This window comes from Variovorax sp. P5_A3, assembly GCF_056400665.1.
In genome coordinates, this window is record NZ_JBFUKW010000003.1 from 280,555 (window position 1) to 296,682 (window position 16,128).

17 protein-coding genes and 1 pseudogene are annotated in these 16,128 nt (G+C 61.5%); 1 reads left to right on the top strand and 17 read right to left on the bottom strand.

All coding sequences use genetic code 11. The annotated features are described in order from the left end of the window. Window positions 1–187: 187 nt before the first annotated feature. From AC1D3B_RS06720 to AC1D3B_RS06755, 8 genes are all read right to left on the bottom strand, one after another. A complete protein-coding gene (locus AC1D3B_RS06720) occupies window positions 188–1,075 on the bottom strand; it encodes a LysR family transcriptional regulator (RefSeq protein WP_478189878.1) in 888 nt (295 codons plus the stop codon). Between the two features lie 127 nt (window positions 1,076–1,202). Next, a complete protein-coding gene (locus tag AC1D3B_RS06725; RefSeq protein ID WP_478190011.1) occupies window positions 1,203–2,153 on the bottom strand; it encodes a glutaminase in 951 nt (316 codons plus the stop codon). Window positions 2,154–2,229: 76 nt separating this feature from the next. Continuing rightward, a complete protein-coding gene (locus AC1D3B_RS06730; protein ID WP_478189879.1) occupies window positions 2,230–2,613 on the bottom strand; it encodes a RidA family protein in 384 nt (127 codons plus the stop codon). Window positions 2,614–2,666: 53 nt separating this feature from the next. Next, complete coding sequence (locus AC1D3B_RS06735) at window positions 2,667–4,082, bottom strand: FAD-dependent oxidoreductase (RefSeq protein WP_478189880.1); 1,416 nt, start codon at window positions 4,080–4,082, stop codon at window positions 2,667–2,669. Continuing rightward, window positions 4,079–4,375, bottom strand: coding sequence for a (2Fe-2S)-binding protein (locus AC1D3B_RS06740; protein WP_478189881.1), 297 nt, complete (start codon window positions 4,373–4,375; stop codon window positions 4,079–4,081). Before AC1D3B_RS06740 ends, AC1D3B_RS06735 begins: the two co-directional genes overlap by 4 nt. Beyond that, window positions 4,356–5,549: an NAD(P)/FAD-dependent oxidoreductase gene (locus AC1D3B_RS06745; RefSeq protein ID WP_478189882.1), complete on the bottom strand. Its 1,194-nt coding sequence runs from the start codon at window positions 5,547–5,549 to the stop codon at window positions 4,356–4,358. The genes AC1D3B_RS06740 and AC1D3B_RS06745 overlap by 20 nt, the downstream gene beginning before the upstream one ends. Before the next feature lie 79 nt (window positions 5,550–5,628). Beyond that, the gene (locus tag AC1D3B_RS06750) at window positions 5,629–6,831 is read right to left on the bottom strand and encodes a M24 family metallopeptidase (RefSeq protein WP_478189883.1); all 1,203 of its coding nucleotides are present in this window, start codon (window positions 6,829–6,831) and stop codon (window positions 5,629–5,631) included. A 119-nt stretch (window positions 6,832–6,950) separates the two neighbouring features. Further along, window positions 6,951–7,925, bottom strand: a complete 975-nt coding sequence (locus AC1D3B_RS06755) for a Bug family tripartite tricarboxylate transporter substrate binding protein (protein ID WP_478189884.1) — start codon at window positions 7,923–7,925, stop codon at window positions 6,951–6,953. A 473-nt stretch (window positions 7,926–8,398) separates the two neighbouring features. Between AC1D3B_RS06755 and AC1D3B_RS06760 the strand changes: the two genes are divergently transcribed. Then, complete coding sequence (locus AC1D3B_RS06760; RefSeq protein WP_478189885.1) at window positions 8,399–9,301, top strand: LysR substrate-binding domain-containing protein; 903 nt, start codon at window positions 8,399–8,401, stop codon at window positions 9,299–9,301. A gap of 105 nt (window positions 9,302–9,406) precedes the next feature. On the opposite strand, the gene AC1D3B_RS06765 is transcribed toward AC1D3B_RS06760, so the two are convergent. From AC1D3B_RS06765 to AC1D3B_RS06805, 9 genes and pseudogenes are all read right to left on the bottom strand, one after another. After that, a complete protein-coding gene (locus AC1D3B_RS06765) occupies window positions 9,407–11,356 on the bottom strand; it encodes a DUF3363 domain-containing protein (RefSeq protein ID WP_478189886.1) in 1,950 nt (649 codons plus the stop codon). Window positions 11,357–11,728: 372 nt separating this feature from the next. Next, window positions 11,729–12,262, bottom strand: coding sequence for a S26 family signal peptidase (locus AC1D3B_RS06770; protein ID WP_478189887.1), 534 nt, complete (start codon window positions 12,260–12,262; stop codon window positions 11,729–11,731). Further along, a complete protein-coding gene (locus AC1D3B_RS06775) occupies window positions 12,259–12,777 on the bottom strand; it encodes a DUF2840 domain-containing protein (RefSeq protein ID WP_478189888.1) in 519 nt (172 codons plus the stop codon). Before AC1D3B_RS06775 ends, AC1D3B_RS06770 begins: the two co-directional genes overlap by 4 nt. Further along, window positions 12,774–13,037 (bottom strand): chromosome partitioning protein ParB, encoded by a 264-nt coding sequence (locus AC1D3B_RS06780; protein ID WP_478189889.1) that lies wholly within the window; start codon window positions 13,035–13,037, stop codon window positions 12,774–12,776. Before AC1D3B_RS06780 ends, AC1D3B_RS06775 begins: the two co-directional genes overlap by 4 nt. After that, complete coding sequence (parA, locus tag AC1D3B_RS06785) at window positions 13,034–13,783, bottom strand: ParA family partition ATPase (protein ID WP_478189890.1); 750 nt, start codon at window positions 13,781–13,783, stop codon at window positions 13,034–13,036. The genes AC1D3B_RS06780 and parA overlap by 4 nt, the downstream gene beginning before the upstream one ends. A gap of 239 nt (window positions 13,784–14,022) precedes the next feature. Continuing rightward, window positions 14,023–14,835: pseudogene (locus tag AC1D3B_RS06790) on the bottom strand (replication initiator protein A); the annotation flags it as partial. 20 nt (window positions 14,836–14,855) lie between these two features. Next, the gene (locus AC1D3B_RS06795) at window positions 14,856–15,152 is read right to left on the bottom strand and encodes a helix-turn-helix transcriptional regulator (protein ID WP_478189891.1); all 297 of its coding nucleotides are present in this window, start codon (window positions 15,150–15,152) and stop codon (window positions 14,856–14,858) included. A gap of 92 nt (window positions 15,153–15,244) precedes the next feature. Then, entirely contained in the window at window positions 15,245–15,784 is a 540-nt protein-coding gene (locus tag AC1D3B_RS06800; RefSeq protein ID WP_478189892.1) for a DNA -binding domain-containing protein, read from the bottom strand. Then, window positions 15,702–16,124, bottom strand: coding sequence for a transcriptional regulator domain-containing protein (locus AC1D3B_RS06805; protein WP_478189893.1), 423 nt, complete (start codon window positions 16,122–16,124; stop codon window positions 15,702–15,704). Before AC1D3B_RS06805 ends, AC1D3B_RS06800 begins: the two co-directional genes overlap by 83 nt. Window positions 16,125–16,128 lie beyond the last annotated feature (4 nt).

Consider the following 16,128-nt stretch of genomic DNA (forward strand, 5'->3'; position numbering starts at 1 on the left):
GGATTGCCGCGATGCACACCCAACAGGGCGTGGCGCGGCGTACGCTGGCGGATACGTGGAACCGCAAGTGGCTGGCCCTATCAACGCGGCCTAAAGGCCGCCGAGCCTGCAGCATTGCAAGCGATGAGCAGCTTGTCCAAGGCCGATGGCGCGACGCATCGCTGCAATACGGCCGGCCTTGTAACGATCAGTGCAACTTCTTGGCGTGGGTCAGGAAGCGTTGGAGCTCTTCCGTCAAACCGAAGCGCTGGTGCTTGTGCAGCACGCAAGTGACGATGTGTTCGTCTTCCTTGAGTGGCACCGCGACCACATCGGGGCGGTGCTGCGTGGCAACATGGCCTGCATCTGCCAGACCCACACCCATCCCGGCAGCAACGCGCGTGATGTGGCCGGCGAGGCTGCTCGCCTCGCCCACTATCGTCGGCGGCGGGCTGTAGCGCAACACGATGGTTTTCATCTGTTGCAGCAGGCCCGGCTGCCGGTCGGCCTTGCATGTGATTAGTGGGAAGGCCAACAGGTCAGCCAGGGCCACTTTCTCCAAAGACGCCAGCTCGTGCCCATGCGGCAACATTGCCATCAGCGGATAGCTCCAGGCCGGCTCTTGAGCAATGGCCTCTTCTTCCGGCAAGCCGAAAGAGATACCGGCATCGATCTCCTCGCGCCGCAACGCGGTGGCCAGTTCATCGGCAGTCATCTCAAACAGTTCGAGGGGTGTCTCGGGCGCCAGCGTCTGCCAGCCAACGAAGCATTTGGACAGTTTGGGCTGGGCGATGCCATCCGCTACGCCGATGCGCAGCGGGGCGCGATAGCGGGCATCGGTCGCGCGAACGACGCGTCGCGTGCGCTCAAGCCGGATAAAAAGTTTGTGGGCTTCTTTGAGCAGACGGGCACCGGCGGGGGTGAGGCGCAGCTTGCGCGGCATACGCATGAAGAGCAGGACACCCAACTGGTCTTCGAGATCACGGATGGTCCGTGACAGCGGTGTCGGGTCGATGTGGATGCGTTCGGCTGCGCGGCGGAAGTTGAGTTCCTCCGCGACAGCGACGAAGTAGCGAAGATGTCGCAACTCGATCATCTCATCTCCGACCGAAGACTACTTGAAGAAAAGCATCGCTTCGCCCAAGTAAGCAAGTCACGCGCAGTAAATACCAAATATTTGAGCTCCAGATTGGGGGGGTAATCATCCGCAAGCTGAATTGGTATCAGTGTGTGGAGATCATCGACTCACGCGATCCGAGCACTGAGAAACCAGTATGTTTTGAAAAAAGCTCTAATGCCCGTGCAGCGGCTATGCTGTTCCCAGCATTGTCAAGACCAGGTGACCACGCGCACACGCTGCCGACTCCTGGGATGACTGCGACAATGCCTCCCCCAACGCCACTCTTCATGGGCAATCCGACCCGAGCCGCAAAATCGCCCGCTGCGTTGTATGTCCCGCAGGTGAGCATCAAGGCATTTACGTTGTGTACTTGCGCGGATGAAAGTCCCACGTGCCTGCCGCTGGACGCAGGGCCTCCTGCCTTAGCCAAGGGTAGTGCGCTTCGCGCTACCTGTCGGCAATTCATGGTTATAGCGCACTGTCGGCAATATATGTCGAGAACTATTTCAACGGCATTGCAGATGCGCCCGTAGCTCTTGAGCAAGTGAGCGATGGCGGCGTTCCGGTGGCAGCTCTCGCGCTCTGACCGCATAACGATCTGATCAATATCTACTCGTTCGTCTTCTGCACTCTGTCTCAGGGCTTGGAGAAGTGCAAGTTCAGGTTGAGCGAACTTGGAGCAGAGAACGTCACTGATCACGAGCGCACCCGCATTTATGAATGGATTCCGCACCGCGCCGGCCTCTTGTTCGACTTGAACCAGTTCATTGAACGGCATGCCGGAAGGCTCCTTCCCCACTCGGGCCCATAAGCCCTCTCCAACGCGCTCGAGAGCCAGCATGAGAGAAAAGAGCTTGGAAATGCTTTGAATAGAGAATGGAACCTCAGCATCGCCCGCAAATGCTTCCTTGCCATCAATCGTGACAAATGCGATACCGAACTGCATTTTGTTTACTCTCGTCAACTGCGGAATGAAGCTGGGAAGTTGCCCCTCCGACAGAAGAGGCCGCACCTGCGCGGCAATGCGTTCCAAGAGCCCCTGGGCATCGCTGATTCGCACGTCTCCACGGGTCAACTCTCGGTGTAGGAAATTGCTCGAGTTTGGTTGACTTGAGATGTCATTTGTCGGGTCACGCGTCTGCATGTCGAACGTGCGCTATTGCAGCACTGATAGTCACCTCACACAACAGGGTTTGCGACGCGAGCCGTGCCTCCACCGTGGTTCTCGCTGGCGCTGTGTCAGGAGATAGCCAAGCTTCCCACACGCAGTTCATCGCAGCGAAGTCGCTTATGTCTCGCAGATAAATGGTGGCCGAGAGAATCCGCGATCTGTCACTGCCCGCCTCGGCTAGTAGCGCATCAACTCGCGACAGAATCTCGTGGGTTTGAGCGGTAATGTCTGCGCTCGCGCTGGCACTGCYGTTCGCTGTTTGCCCGCACAGATAGACTAAGCCGCCGTGGCAAACGATCTTGCTCATACGTGCATTGGTGTGCTTGCGCTCGATATCGCTCATGTTGCTCGACGCTCCCTCAAGTTCTTCATATGGCACTGACATCTAAGCGCGCTCTACAGATAGCGGGCTTTGCTGCTTTCCTCTTCCGAACTCATGGTGGCCAGCTCACCCAAAGTCAGCGGCTTCAAAGGCGGACGGACTCTGTAGAACCCGACCTCCGATACGTTCTGGTCCTTTGCTGAGGCGACAATGTTCGCCACTGTGTAACCGCACTGGCGTCCTTGGCATGGCCCCATTCCAGCGCGAGTCAATGCCTTAATCTGATTGATTCCAGGCGAGCCAATCGCGCAGGCTTTCCGGATATCTCCAGCGGTTAGTTCTTCGCACCGGCAAACGATGGTGTCGTCTGATGGAGACGAAATCTCTACCCGGGGTGGATACAACACGTCCAGCATTGGACGCAGGCGCAAAAGCTTGTGGAGTTGCACTCGAAGCGGTATCGCGTCGCTAGCACTGGTGGACGGTTTAATTTTCCCCCCGTGCAATGCAATTCCTAGGCCAACAAGCTCTCCACGGATGCAAGCTGCCATTGCGCCGCCGATCCCGGCACCGTCCCCCGCGACATACACACCCTTGACCGTTGATTGACCCCACTCATCGAGAACCGGAGCGAGACACGCTTGCTGCGCATCCCATCTGTTTGTGCAACCCAGTGCTTGTGCCATGTGGATCGAAGGAACGACGCCCTCATGAGACAGCAACACAGTGGCGTGAACGCGGCGCGTACCTTGCCCCAGCTGGGTGAATTCCAGTTCCTGCAACCGGCCAACGCCATGGGCGCGCAGCGAGGTCACTCCACGAAAGCGCGGAACGCCTCCGCGTCGAATCTCGCGCATCCATCCGATGCCCTTTCGGATCTCTGACAGTTCGAGGAGCGCGGTGCCTACCCAGGGAAGCGCATGTCGCCATCCGTTTCGAGGCGATGTGTCCAACCAACCTGCAATCTTGCCGCCGGCACGAAGCAATTGGGCCATGTAGAGGAGCGGCAATGGACCGCTGCCTGCCACCCACACTGGGCCAGACGGCACTTGGCCCGACGTTTTAAGCAAGATCTGCGCTGCACCAACTGTGAGAACGCCTGGCAGCTCCCATCCAGGAAATGGGGCGGGCCTTTCTTGAGCTCCAGTAGCGATCACAATGTGGTCAGCGCTTACGGCTTCAACTTGACCGCCGCGCTTGATGAAGACGCGCCAACCTGGCTCAATCTGCCAGACTTGGCTATCAGGTTCATACACTGCGCCGCAACTACGGAATCGCGCAATCACCTCTGCACCCGCCCGATATTCATTGCCAAGCAGTGCGCCGATTCGCGTTTCCGCTACGGCTTCCGCGGCACGCCAGATCTGGCCGCCAGGGGTTGGCTGTTCATCGACGACTAGTACCGATAGGCCCAAGCCACTCATGCGTATTGCCGCGCTCATGCCGGCCGGGCCGGCTCCGACTACGACTGAATCAAACTTGCGCGTCATGGATGCACGCTCCGGCGACCAAACTGGCGCTCGACCCGCATGCCTTGCTGCACCGGGACCATGCATGATTGGGTCGATGCCACTCCATCCACAACGGCCAGGCAATCGAAGCACACACCCATCATGCAGAAGGGCGCCCGAGGACTCTCATCCACGGGGGTAGTTCGACAGACGGTGTTTTGCTGTCGCAGAAAAACCGCAGCGACCGTCTCACCGGGTTCGGCCTTGATGGCCTCGCCGTCGATGTAGATCGTCAGCGTGGATGCGCCGGCCTCATGCAGCTTTTTGAACATTGAATCGCTCATGGTGAAAGGCTTCAAAAGTGGTTGGGAGCGAGCCGCGGGTAAGGGCTGTGGCGTACTCGCCCGCGAAGAAGGACGCCAAGGTCACACCGGAATGGCAAACGGCGATGCTCGCACCAGGATGGGTAACGGAGCTGGCAAACACCGGACTTCCATCGGGCGTCAGGATTCGTAGACAGGACCACTGACGCACCACCTTTGCTCGCGCAAGATCCGGCAAGATGCGCACAGCCCGGCTCGCCATACGCGCTGCAGCTGCGCTGGTCGTACTCAAGTCGTATCCAACCTCCTCTTGCGTCACACCAATCAAGACCGTACCCTCCGCGTTCTGCCGTATCCCAGTGGCCGCCAACGGGAGCAGAGGTTCCAAGCGCTCAGTCACCAGTATCTGGCCACGCTGTGGCCTGATAGGTACGTTGAGTCCAACCATTTGGCCAAGACCGGATGAGCCAAGCCCCGCGGCAATGACTACTCGCTCACTACGTGCCCGGAAGGCGCCGGCACTTACCTCAAAGCCGCCGCCCCTCAGCGAACTGATCGCAGTCACTGCATGATTGCTTTTCAGCTGTCCCCCGCGCCGCAGGTATGCGGTCTGCAGAGCTGCTAGTAGCCGCAAAGGATTGACCTGGCCATCCAGTTCTCCCAGGCTCGCCCCAGCAACCTCGTCTCCGAGCCGAATTGAGGGAAGGCGTCGCTGTAGCTCGACGCGGTCGACCATCCGCGCTAGCGGAGCAAACTCGGGTGTCTGGGCATTCCACTTCTGCAGTAAGGCGGCCCGCTCGGAGAACTCCTTCTCACCGAGGCAAAAGACGACCCCCCCATTGCGCTCATAAGCGAGATCAATGCCGCTTTCCGCTTGCAAAGTCTTTGCGAACTCCGGCCATGCTTGCGCAGAACTAATCGACAGCTTCTGATACGCCGGATGTCCGAGCCCCTTACCCTGAACCCAGAGCAGCCCGAAGTTCGATTTGGCCGCGCGGAAGTCCGTGTCGGCACCGTCCAGCATCAGTATCCGCCGATTTGCTCCGGTGAGCCCGTACCCGATCGCGGCCCCAACCATCCCGCCGCCCACCACGATCACATCAAAGTCATTCGACGGGTTGGCGGCCGATTGCACGGCGTTGAGAAGCGTGGGCGTTGAAGAGTTTTTGATCTTGTTCGGCATTTGTATGAATGAGTAGTCGCCACGCCAGCTGATCCAGGAGTGGGCCTTGGGCAGCTGGCGCCCTACGAGGTTTGGCCTTCTAGGCGCGAATCAGACCTTCATGAATTGGAGTAAGCAGCTCGGGCTTCTCATCCGTGATCCGGAATGTGCTCTCGATGCGAGACTGGAACCCATCCATGTAGATTGATGGTTCGATGGAAATGATCATGTCGGCCTCCAGGGCTCGCTGGTTGCCTTCTGCGATTGGAATTTCCGGGGATTCGGAGCCGAGGGTTCGTCCGCACCGGTGCATCATGTAAGGACCGAGTCCGGCGCTCATGAAGGTGTCTCGCACGACAACATCGAGGTCCGAAGCGGGGACACCTGGACGGCAGATGTCCACCGCCGCGTCGTACGCCTTCTTGACTACGGCGTTGATATCTTCCTCCGCGGAAGTCAAGGGGCGCTGCGCAATCACGCGACCGAACCCAGTGCGATATCCCAGCAAGTAGGGCACGCGACACAAGTCAATCGCCACCATGTCCGATGGTTCGATCATCCTTGTGGACGCAGTACCATGAGCACGGCTAAGACGGGGGCCAGACGTCAGCAACTGCGCGCCTGGGCCGATAGGGGAGTCGACGTAATGCTTGTTCAGAGTCTCGTCCTGAATACAAGCAGCGCAGGCCCTGACGTTGTGCTCCCAGCCCTTGAGCGCGACCTCATACTCCCTGTAACCGCCCTCTTTGATTGCCGCAAGCTCAACTTCAAACATCTGTGCGGCTAGGTGTCCGCAAGCACGGTGAAGTTTGATTTCGTCTGGATCTTTGATGTCCCGATGCCGCTCGATTGCTTCGCTGCTCTCGACGAGGCTATATCCCTCAAGTCCTTCCTCCAAGGCTCGGTAGGCCTTATCAGTGAGATGCGGCCGCTCGACGCTAACGGACTTGTTCTGTCCGCCAGACTTCACGAGAAAGTCACGGACAATGCCCCACGAGTCTCTACGCTCTCCTGGGGAGCTCCACTGAACGTGGCTTTCGATCTGAATATCGAGCCCATCTGTTGCCGCCTCAGCGAACGAGCGCTCGATCTTGGGAACCACCAGTAGCGGCCGGCCTTGCTGTGGAACCACTACGCACAATAGCCTCATAGGTTCGAAGTATTCGGCCCGTGTCGCATAGCCCCAGAATCCGGTCAAATACCGAACGTTGGCAGGGCGCATTACGACGGCGAAACCGACTCCTTCTGCTTTGAGGCTTTCCTGAAATCGCAGGATGCGCTTCTCATGATTGAATTCGTACATACATATTCTTTCTACGATTTGTTTAAGACCCGCTGCAAAGCGGTAGACGCGTTAGCTCTTCGATCGATAGCTCAAGGCGGATGTCAGAGCCCCTAACGGCTTTGCCGTCGTTGAAGGGGTTAGTTCATCTTGATGTTGTTGTCCTTGATCAGCTTGCGCCATTTATCGACGTCATCCTTAACCCGAATGTTGAATTCGGAAGGACTACTTGCCACCACCGAGAATGCGCTTTCTTCAAGCTTTTTCTTGGCGCTCGGCTCCATAAGCGCTGCGCGCACGTCATCAGCAATCTTCTTGACGATATGGGAAGGCGTTCCTGCCGGCGCGAATAGCCCATACCAGACATCTGCTTCGTACCCGGGGTAGCCAGATTCAGCGACGGTTGGGACATGAGGCATCAGTGGAGTTCGCTTTGTCCCGGTGACAGCCAGTGCACGCAGTTTTCCTTCGCGCACAAAAGGAAGCGCAGGCGGCACATCGTTGAAACCGGCTAACAGCTGTCCAGCCACAAGGTCGATCAGCGCCGGGCCGCTACCTTTATAGGGGACTGGCAACAACTCAACTTTCCCTCCACGCGCGGCCAGCAGCTCCATTGCCATATGCCCCCCCGTGCCGGTGGTGCCGTTGTACGGAATCTCGCCAGGCTTGGACTTCGCGAGTTCAACGAACTCCCTAACCGAGCTTACTTTAAGGGTTGGGTGCACCAACAGCACGAAGGGACTCGTCGCCAGTTCAGTGATAGGGACGAAGTCGCGCTGAGTGTCGTAGGGCAGCTTTGGACCAAGCGATGGTGCGACTGCGTGTGTCGTTGCTGTTCCCAGCAAGATGGTGTACCCGTCGTTCTTCGCTTTAGCGACGGCATCAGAACCAATTGCTCCCGCCGCGCCAGGGCGGTTGTCAACAACAACAGACTGGTTCCACACTGCGCCTAAACGTTCCGCCACGATGCGAGCCAGCAGGTCTGTCCCTCCCCCGGCTGCAAACGGTACGATAAGTTTTACCACCTTGGTGGGAAACGCTTCCTGCGCCGACGCGAATTGTCCGGTGCCAAGCGCACCTCCTAGTGCGACGAGAGTAGCAAAGATGAATCTCATATGGATTTCTTTCGAAGAATGACTAGTCTTTTCATTGAGGGCGAGCTGTTCACTGCAACACACCTGCGCCGGCGTCGCGTATAGGGAGGCAATCTGTTCACTGCAGGCCGTGTTCCAATTTGTGCAAGTGCATTAGCTTACTTGTGACACTTTTGTGCGTCCAATCAGATTATTGAGGGTTTACATGCCAAGACCTTATGGGCACACGGCACGGCGGCTTCTTCACTCGGTCCGCACGTACTTGGCTGCCGGTACTAACGGGAGAACGGGACCGCACTGCAAGCGAGCGGCGAGGCCGGCGACCAACCTTTCTTCGTCAGGGTCAATAGTGATGTAATGGTTAGGCAGGCATCCACGAAATACGGGGAGAAGCCCTTCCGGGAAGACATTTCGAGCCGAGCCCACACCGATGAAGCTCCAGGAGCCGAGCTTCGAAGTCGGCCGGAGCGTCTGCGCAACATAGAGGATTCAATGTGCCAACACTCAGCCCAAGGCAAGTTGCCGCATTTCGAGCCACGATGCTCACCGGCGGGATAACCCGCGCGGCAACAATGCTGCATCTCACGCAGCCTGCCGTTACTCGCTTGATCAAGGAATTCGAAGTGGCGTTGGGACTCAAACTTTTCGAGCGCAAAGGAGCAGGCATCGTCCCGACTCGTGAGGCGAGCTTAATTTTTGCCGAGGTGGAGCGACTGTTCACGGGGCTTGACACCATCATGCAACTGGCAATAAAGCTGCGAGACGAGCCGTCTAGATCGATCCGTATTGCCGCGTTCCCCGCCATCGCGAACGGTTTTCTTCCTCGCTTCGTTGCGAAGCTTTGCACTCGCGTTCCGGGCGTTAGGCCATCGGTCTTTGGTCTGCCTTCAACAAGCGTGGTCGACTACTTGGTGAACGAGAAGTGCGACATCGGGCTGGTGAACAATGTCCCTGAGCATCCCCTTGTCTCGGTTGTGCATCTTGAGTCGATACCAACGGTTGCAGTGCTGCCCAACGGGCATCCGCTCAGCTCGCGCGCCTTTTTAGAGCCTAAGGACTTTGCAGACGAGCCATTCGTTTCCGTTTCGCCAACATGGACGCATCTTCGCGTCGACGCGATGTTCGCAGCCCATCAGGTCGTCCCAAGAATCGTAGCGCAGACACAGCTGAGCACCGTCGCATGCGCTATGGTGAGCGCCGGGCTGGGGTTGTCGATTGTGGACCCCTTTTCCGCGGAGGACGCGAAGGCGGCCGGCCTAGTGGTAAAGCCTCTGAAACCATCTGTCCAATTTGAATTCGCCTACGTGCTTCCCGCGAAGAGAGAAGCGTTTGCAATGGTCACTGAAACCATAAACGCTCTGCGGGCAGAGGTTGCACGCATGAGGGCGGCCCAATGAACTGAGTTCCGTGGGAGTTTTAGTAGTGAAGCTAGTCGAGTGCATAGCTATGGTGTTCCGAACAGCGCCGAAGGTAGGGCGGGTACGCCGCTTGCTATTGCCTTGTTAAAGTGCTACTCCCTGTTGTCTTCCGAAGTGCCAACTTGCAGATGATCCTTGGACGATGGCGGACACGGTTTGGCCGATCCTTTTCTCAACAACTGGCCGCCAAGGCACGAGGCAAAAGCTCGTACCCTGGTCGAGTACGGCGAATCTGCCGCTGGTGAGCTGGAGGCTTCCCCGATAGATGCCGATAGCCATCTCACCGTCCTTTACCGGGCAGTAGGTAAGCCCGGTCTGCTGCTCCCGCGCCTTGCCCGCTAGTGCCAGGTCTTGCTCGCGCAGGTTCGCAATCAAATTGCTCACGAGCAGCGCACTCTCGTTGTTCCACTTGGCAAGTCCCCTCGTAGAAAGAAACTCGACTCTATCTCGCATCGCGTCGCGAACCTGAGCACCAAAGCCTTGACTCGCCGACGGCGAACGTTCACCTACCAGTTGTTTGTCCAGCCAGGTCGCGCCAATCGCGCGCACCTGCTGATCGATGGACAGATGTGATCGCAGCTCGATTGCCAACCCCGTATCCTTCTTCGCATCATGAGTGCGAGCCTTCTGCAGTAGGTCCGTTGGCACTTTCCAGACGCCATCGGCGAGGCGCTCGACGATGCCGGCGCGGCGCAGCGCTTCGAGTCGGCGCACGTGTGCATCGACAGCGGATCGCGGATCACGATCCTTGGCCTGCTTCAGTTGAGCCACATGGTCGGCCGTCTGGTAGACGCCGTCTTTCGCGACGGTCGCGATGTTGCGATCCACCGGCTTCTCCTGGGCTGGTGGCCGCGCCTCCACGATGCCATTTGTCGGCAGGTCTGTGAAGTCGGTACCGGCTGGCAGCTTCAGGTAGTGCGCCCGTCCGTCGACGCCGTCGACCACCAGATAGCCGCGGTCATGCAGTTCGTCCGCCAAGCCCTTGCCCGCAATCCGACCCGTGACGGGGTAAGTCGGCTGCTCATGAACCACGCATTCGCGCAGTTGGCCCTTGAGCGCGCGGCGCACCGTCTCCAGTACCTCCTCGCGTTGGCCCATGGCGTCGAGAGTCGTGGCCATCTCGGGCTGGAGCCTCCAGCGATTTGCATCCATCCGCTCTGCCAAGCCCATGCTTTCGAGCCGCTGCAACCGTGCCCGGAGTGCATTCTGATTCTGCGGATGTCTCGCGTTTTCCGTCAAGTCGATGCCATCGGGACCGGCTTGCCGGATCAGCACCCGGTCCAGGCCGGTGAGCCGCTGCTGATCGACCTCCCGTAGCAGGCTCTGCCTGATTTCTGCTTCGGTGCGAGGCCCCAGCCATTCGGTGGCAAGCTCGCTGGCCCGCAGGCGCATGCCGTGGGCCATGTAGTCGGGGGCGATCACCAGATCTTGTCTGCCGCTGGCAGGCCCCCCAGTATGGCCGTTCAGCACGATGTGAGTGTGCGGGTTGTCTGTGTCCCAATGGTCCACGGCCACCCAATCCAATCGGGTCTCCAGGTCGATCTCCATTTGGCGCATCAACTGGCGGGTGAAGCTCTTCAGATCCTCCAGTTCCAGGCCATCCTCAGCCGAGACGATGAAGCGGAACTGGTGGCGATCGTCCTGCCCCCGTTCCTGAAAACCCTTCAGGTCGGCCACGTCGGTGTCGGCACCGTAGGCCTGGCCCTTCTGACCGTCTCGTGTGACGCCATCACGCTCGATGTAGCGCAGGTGAACGGCTGCCGAGTTCGGGCTGGCGCGCCGCAATACCACGAAGCGGGACTTGATGACCACGCGTCGCGCGTTCGGTCCCAGGCGCTGGCCGGCCATAGTGGAAGCGACGCGGCCGCGTCCGAACGTGTTGGCGGGCTTTCCAAGGCTCTTGCTGGCGGACTTTGCGCCGGTCTTCGATACCTGCTTGAGGACCTGCGAAACGAAGCGCTGAGAGCTCGGGCCGCTGCGCGATTTAGGTGCCGCGGGCTTGATGCGAAAGCGATCCTCATCATTGCCAGCCATGAAGACTCCAGCGCGCGGTAGCGCAGCGCATCGGAAACAGCACGCGGCGACCGCCGCTGCCACGCGGATTCCAGTCTCTGCGCGGCACGCGCAAGACCCCTTGCGGTGCCGCCGCAAACCCACGTGCAGACTGGCTTGGAGAGGCGCGGCGTGCCACCCTCTTTATCTGGCCCTCCGTCTCCGCCTTCCGCATCCGCTCCCGGCTCCGACCTGCCGCCAGCGGCGCACCGGGTGCGCAGCGCTGCTCGAGGGGCAGCGGCGATGCAGCGCGCGCTGCACGCTGGCGGCGGGTCCCCTGCACGATGGAGTGCAGCGCGGGCGCATGCCCGGCTGCAGTCCGGAGACATCTTGGGTGTTGCGATAAGGCAGATCTCATGGCGCGTTCCAAGTCCACAGCGGTCGCGCGATGCCGAGCACGGCAGAGGCGGCGATGGGGCCGAAGTAGCGGCTGTCGAACGACCCCGGGTTCGTGTCGCTGAGCAGGAACAGTTCGCCGCCGCCGAGGGGGCGGCAATGCTGCCATGCGTGCAGTGGCCGGCGCGCGCCATCAATTGTGCGTACGGTCGCGGACACTGCGCCATCAATCAGGACGACCTGTTCGCGAACGCACACCGACTGCGGTGCGATGGCGCCGATACGCTTGAGGATCGGCACGCCGCTCGGCAGGTAGCGGCGTTGTCCTGCGAAGGCTTCCACGTCGACAGGAAGCCGGGCCAGCACGATGCTGCCGACGTGCAGCGCAGCTGCGCTGTCGATGCTGCCGACCTGGTACCAGCCGCGCGGCACGCTGTCCGTCGGGTTGTAAACCAGGAACACGCGCTCATGCAACGACATCGGCATGAAGGCCGGCGCGCACAGCGCAGCCAGGCCGATGCCCATGCCGGCAAAAAGCACCCGCCGGCTCATCGCAGCGCCTCGCGCGCAAGATGCGCCGCATGCCGCTCGCTGGTGTAGTCCGGCAGCGGCTGGCGCGCAGTCAGCCGGTTGCCGACGGTGTGCCAGTACGTGGCGGCAACCGCGGCCGGTTCGATGCCGAGCGCTTCGATGGCGTCGATCTTTTCCAGCACCGACTTGACCTGCTGTTCGCCATCGGCGCGCAGCATGATGCGCGCGCCAGGCACCACGCCGGCGATGCGCTGTGCACCATCGAACGGCATCGGAGCTTGCAGGACCATGAGCTGCCAGAGCGCCGTGCCGTAGTCGTTGCCGATCCATTTGACTCGGCAGCACACCGCGTTGGGCTCGAAGGTTGCCACGCGCCGCCAGCGGTCGAGCACCGTCTCGCGCACCGGCCGGCCGAAGCGCAGCCAGACGTTCACGCGATGCTCGACGAAGGCGAGCGAGACGCGCATAGGGGCAGGCCGTGGCGGCAGCGCTGCGTGGGGCCAAGTCTGCACGGCAATGGGCGACGGTTGCGTCATGACTGGCCTCCACCGTATTCGCGCTCCAGCAGCTCGCGCAGCATCTCGGCCGCAGTGGCGCCACGTTCGAAAGCGATCACCTTGATGCGGCCCCGCAGCGCCGGCGTCACGTCGACGGTGAGGCGCGCGGTGTAGATCGACGCCTTCGCGACGTTCTCCGGTGCATCGGCCTGGCGCACCCAGGTCGATGCCGGGTCGGCGGCAGGTTTGCGGCCGATGGATGCCCGCTTCGGTGTTGAGGATGACGCTGAACTCGTCATCGCAGCATCTCCTGCACTGCCTGCGCCAGTGCCGCGATTTCGCGCGCCGCGGCGCACTTCGGCGCGGCCTCGCATGCAAGCCGGCCGGCGGCTACGCTGTCGGCAAACACGATGCGCTGCGAGACTTCGGCCTGCAGCGCGGCAAACGGCTGGTCGGCCAGGGCGGCGCGCGCTTCGCGGCCGATCACCGTGCCGACCACACGCCGGTTGATCACGAAGGCCGCGCGAAGCTGCGGCCTGAACACCCGGGCTTCGGCGATGAGCGTCACCATCTCGTGGCTGGCCCAGACGTCGTAGGCGCTGGGCTGGACGGGGATCAGCACCAGGTCGGCGGCCAGCAGCGCGGAGCGCGCAAGGGCCGCAACGCGGGGCGGCCCATCGATCACCACGTAATCCGCCTCCAGGGCGATCTGTGGCGCTTCCTGGTGCAGCGAGTCCCTTGCCAGCCCGAACACCCCGTAGAGCCGTCCCTGGCCGTTCTGAAGGCGCCGTTGCGCCCAGTCAAGGGCCGACCCCTGCGGATCAGCGTCGAGCAGCGTCACGCGGCTTCCCGCGATCGCCAGTTCTCCGGCCAGGTGCGTGGCGAGCGTCGTCTTGCCCGCACCGCCTTTCTGGTTGAGCAATGCGATCACCTTGCCGGGCCGGTCTTGTCTTCCTGGCAAGCGGTTTTCGGGTGTTCGGACTGCCTCCTGCGAGGCGCTGCCCGCTTTTTGGGCAGCTTCGGTTCGCGCGCGCGTGACTTCCATTTATGTATCCCTTTAGATGTTTAGGGAGGCCCGAAACCGTTGCTGGGCGCGGGTTGTGGGACGTTTTGCGCCGGTGATCCACCGATGGTTGCGCCGGTGATCACCCGGGTCCCGCGCCGGTGATCCACCGAGTCCGTCCCCATGAAATCCACAGGTTCTTCAACAGAAGCTGTGGATAAGTCTCGGTCGACACCAGGAGTGGATAAGTCGGTCTTCGGGGAGTTGTCGGTGCAAGCGTGAAAGGCCAACCACTCGATTCCGCCCCTGCGTTCGACGGACAGGCGGTAGCCAGGCAGCGCCTGGCGCAGTGCGAGACCGCGCATGTGTGCGGCGAAGTCGCGCGAGCGCTGGAGCGCGCCGGACTTCAAGTACAAGTGCCGCATCTCGAAGCGCCAACCATTGGGCTGCCGCCCGCCGTGCTTTCGCACGAGCCGGTACAGCCAGCGTTCAATGCCGCCTGAAAGCCGGAAATACGTAGGATCAAGCGTGAGCACGAGCGCTTCTTCCATCACGCCGGTGAAAAACCAGTCGGCCAGGATCAGCTCGATGCCATCGGAGCGCCCATCCGGCCGGATGTACTCCTTCCACTCGTTGATCCAGGAGAAGCGGTGCACCCGCTTGCCGCCGTTCGGGCGCTCGCGCTGGCGCAGCGTGGTGGCGACGGTGGTGGACTGCAGGCGGTCCAGCGCGGCGCGCAGCGCCAGGTAGTCGCTGCGACCGGTGCCCCGCTGCGCAAAGCGCAGGATCTCATAGGGCGTGGCCACCATCAGCCGCGAAGGCGCAATGCCTTCTTTCTTGGCCTGGATGATCTGGCTGGCAGCCCAGATCAGTACGTCGGCGTCCCAGATGGTGGCGATGCCATGCTCGGGCACGCCTTCGACGGTGAGCGAAATGCCACCGGCCTCGAAGCGGATCGGCACGATGCGCGGCGACTTGGCCAGCGAAAAGAAGGGGTAGGCCATCAGGTCCTGCGCATCGCGCAGCGCCATGCCGTCGTGCGGCAGCGCGCGGAACAGCGAGAGCTGCTCGCGTTCGCTCATGCGCTTGGACATGCGGCGTTGCCCAAGGTATGTCAGCGGACGGAGTCGCGCTGCACGTAGCCTGGGTCCGAGGTCATGCCGTAGGTGTGGCTGTCGGCCCACACGCGCAGATCGGCGGCGGCGTAGACCACGCGCGCACCGAATTTGCGAAAGCGCGGACCACCGCCAAGCACCCGCTGCTTCTCCAGCGTCCGCGGCGACAGCCGCAGGAAGGCGCCGGCTTCGTCGGTGGTCAGGAACTCGGGATTGGCCGGCGCAGCCGGAACCGCAGCAGGCTGCGGCGCAGCCGCTGCGGCCGTGAGGGGAGGAAACGATCTGCCAACTGCCATGACGGACTCCATCGCTGTGGATGGGCCGCAAACCGTTTGCGGCCCGATGGAGGCAGTCTCGGGACACGGGCCCGATCAGGGCAGGGAGAGATTCAGCGCACTGGCTCGTCTCCGGGGTGGTCTGCTGCGGTGTGTGATACGCCGGCGAGGGCCAAGTAGCCGCCGCTCATGTACGCCTTTGCACGCCGCAGCAAGTGGCGCACCTGCGCGCGCAGTTCGCCATCCTCGTGCCAGCGCAGGACGACGGCTTCAAGGCCGAACAAAGCCTGGGCGATGTCCCGGTGCGACGCATCCGCCTGCGCGGCGTCGAGCGCCTGCAGAGCGCGCAGATGCAGCAGCGCGGCGCGGGTGACCGCCCGCGCAGGATCGACACGAGGCGCATGGCCTTCCAGGGCCTGTGCCTGCGCATGGAAGGCATCGAGCTGGCCCCGCAGGCGCGATGTCAGTGGCACTGCGCTCACATAGGCAGCACCATCAGCCACTGTGCCCGACAGCGACAAGCGCATGCGCCGTGCGCTGAGGTCGGCAGTCAGCGACAGGTCCGGGCCGTCAAGCGCCAGGCGTTTGCGGCCGGGAATGCGCCACAAGTCGAAACGGTGGGCTGCGGCGTCGTGCGCATGCGCGGCCCGCACCTGCAGTAATCCGTCCTGGAAGGACAGCCACTGCGGACACGCAGAGCGCCCGTCGAGACCTGGATTTTCGGCGACATCGCAACCCCCAACGGGCGAAGGACACTACGCGCCTGCGACGCGCCCAATCCAGGCCGTAGCCCGGGTTGCGGCGAAGGTACTCCCATGCGACGCCCGAGTCGTCGAGGTCCAGCACGTAGAGATATGCGGCAGAGAGGGCCCACGGGGCGCGGGGCAGATCTTCGGGGTTGAGCTTGGTCACAGGAATCCTCCTTGGAAGAAGAAACCTGCCACAGGGGAGGACGCACAAGGTCGCTTTCGAGGCGACGCTGCATCGCGCCATCGGC

Excerpts from the sequence above, each read along its gene's own strand:
- AC1D3B_RS06720 (WP_478189878.1), bottom strand. The coding sequence starts at position 1,075 with ATGATCGAGTTGCGACATCTTCGCTACTTCGTCGCTGTCGCGGAGGAA.
- AC1D3B_RS06735 (WP_478189880.1), bottom strand. The coding sequence starts at position 4,082 with ATGACGCGCAAGTTTGATTCAGTCGTAGTCGGAGCCGGCCCGGCCGGC.
- AC1D3B_RS06740 (WP_478189881.1), bottom strand. The coding sequence starts at position 4,375 with ATGTTCAAAAAGCTGCATGAGGCCGGCGCATCCACGCTGACGATCTAC.
- AC1D3B_RS06745 (WP_478189882.1), bottom strand. The coding sequence starts at position 5,549 with ATGCCGAACAAGATCAAAAACTCTTCAACGCCCACGCTTCTCAACGCC.
- AC1D3B_RS06750 (WP_478189883.1), bottom strand. The coding sequence starts at position 6,831 with ATGTACGAATTCAATCATGAGAAGCGCATCCTGCGATTTCAGGAAAGC.
- AC1D3B_RS06755 (WP_478189884.1), bottom strand. The coding sequence starts at position 7,925 with ATGAGATTCATCTTTGCTACTCTCGTCGCACTAGGAGGTGCGCTTGGC.
- AC1D3B_RS06765 (WP_478189886.1), bottom strand. The coding sequence starts at position 11,356 with ATGGCTGGCAATGATGAGGATCGCTTTCGCATCAAGCCCGCGGCACCT.
- AC1D3B_RS06770 (WP_478189887.1), bottom strand. The coding sequence starts at position 12,262 with ATGAGCCGGCGGGTGCTTTTTGCCGGCATGGGCATCGGCCTGGCTGCG.
- AC1D3B_RS06775 (WP_478189888.1), bottom strand. The coding sequence starts at position 12,777 with ATGACGCAACCGTCGCCCATTGCCGTGCAGACTTGGCCCCACGCAGCG.
- AC1D3B_RS06780 (WP_478189889.1), bottom strand. The coding sequence starts at position 13,037 with ATGACGAGTTCAGCGTCATCCTCAACACCGAAGCGGGCATCCATCGGC.
- parA (WP_478189890.1), bottom strand. The coding sequence starts at position 13,783 with ATGGAAGTCACGCGCGCGCGAACCGAAGCTGCCCAAAAAGCGGGCAGC.
- AC1D3B_RS06795 (WP_478189891.1), bottom strand. The coding sequence starts at position 15,152 with ATGGCAGTTGGCAGATCGTTTCCTCCCCTCACGGCCGCAGCGGCTGCG.
- AC1D3B_RS06805 (WP_478189893.1), bottom strand. The coding sequence starts at position 16,124 with ATGGCGCGATGCAGCGTCGCCTCGAAAGCGACCTTGTGCGTCCTCCCC.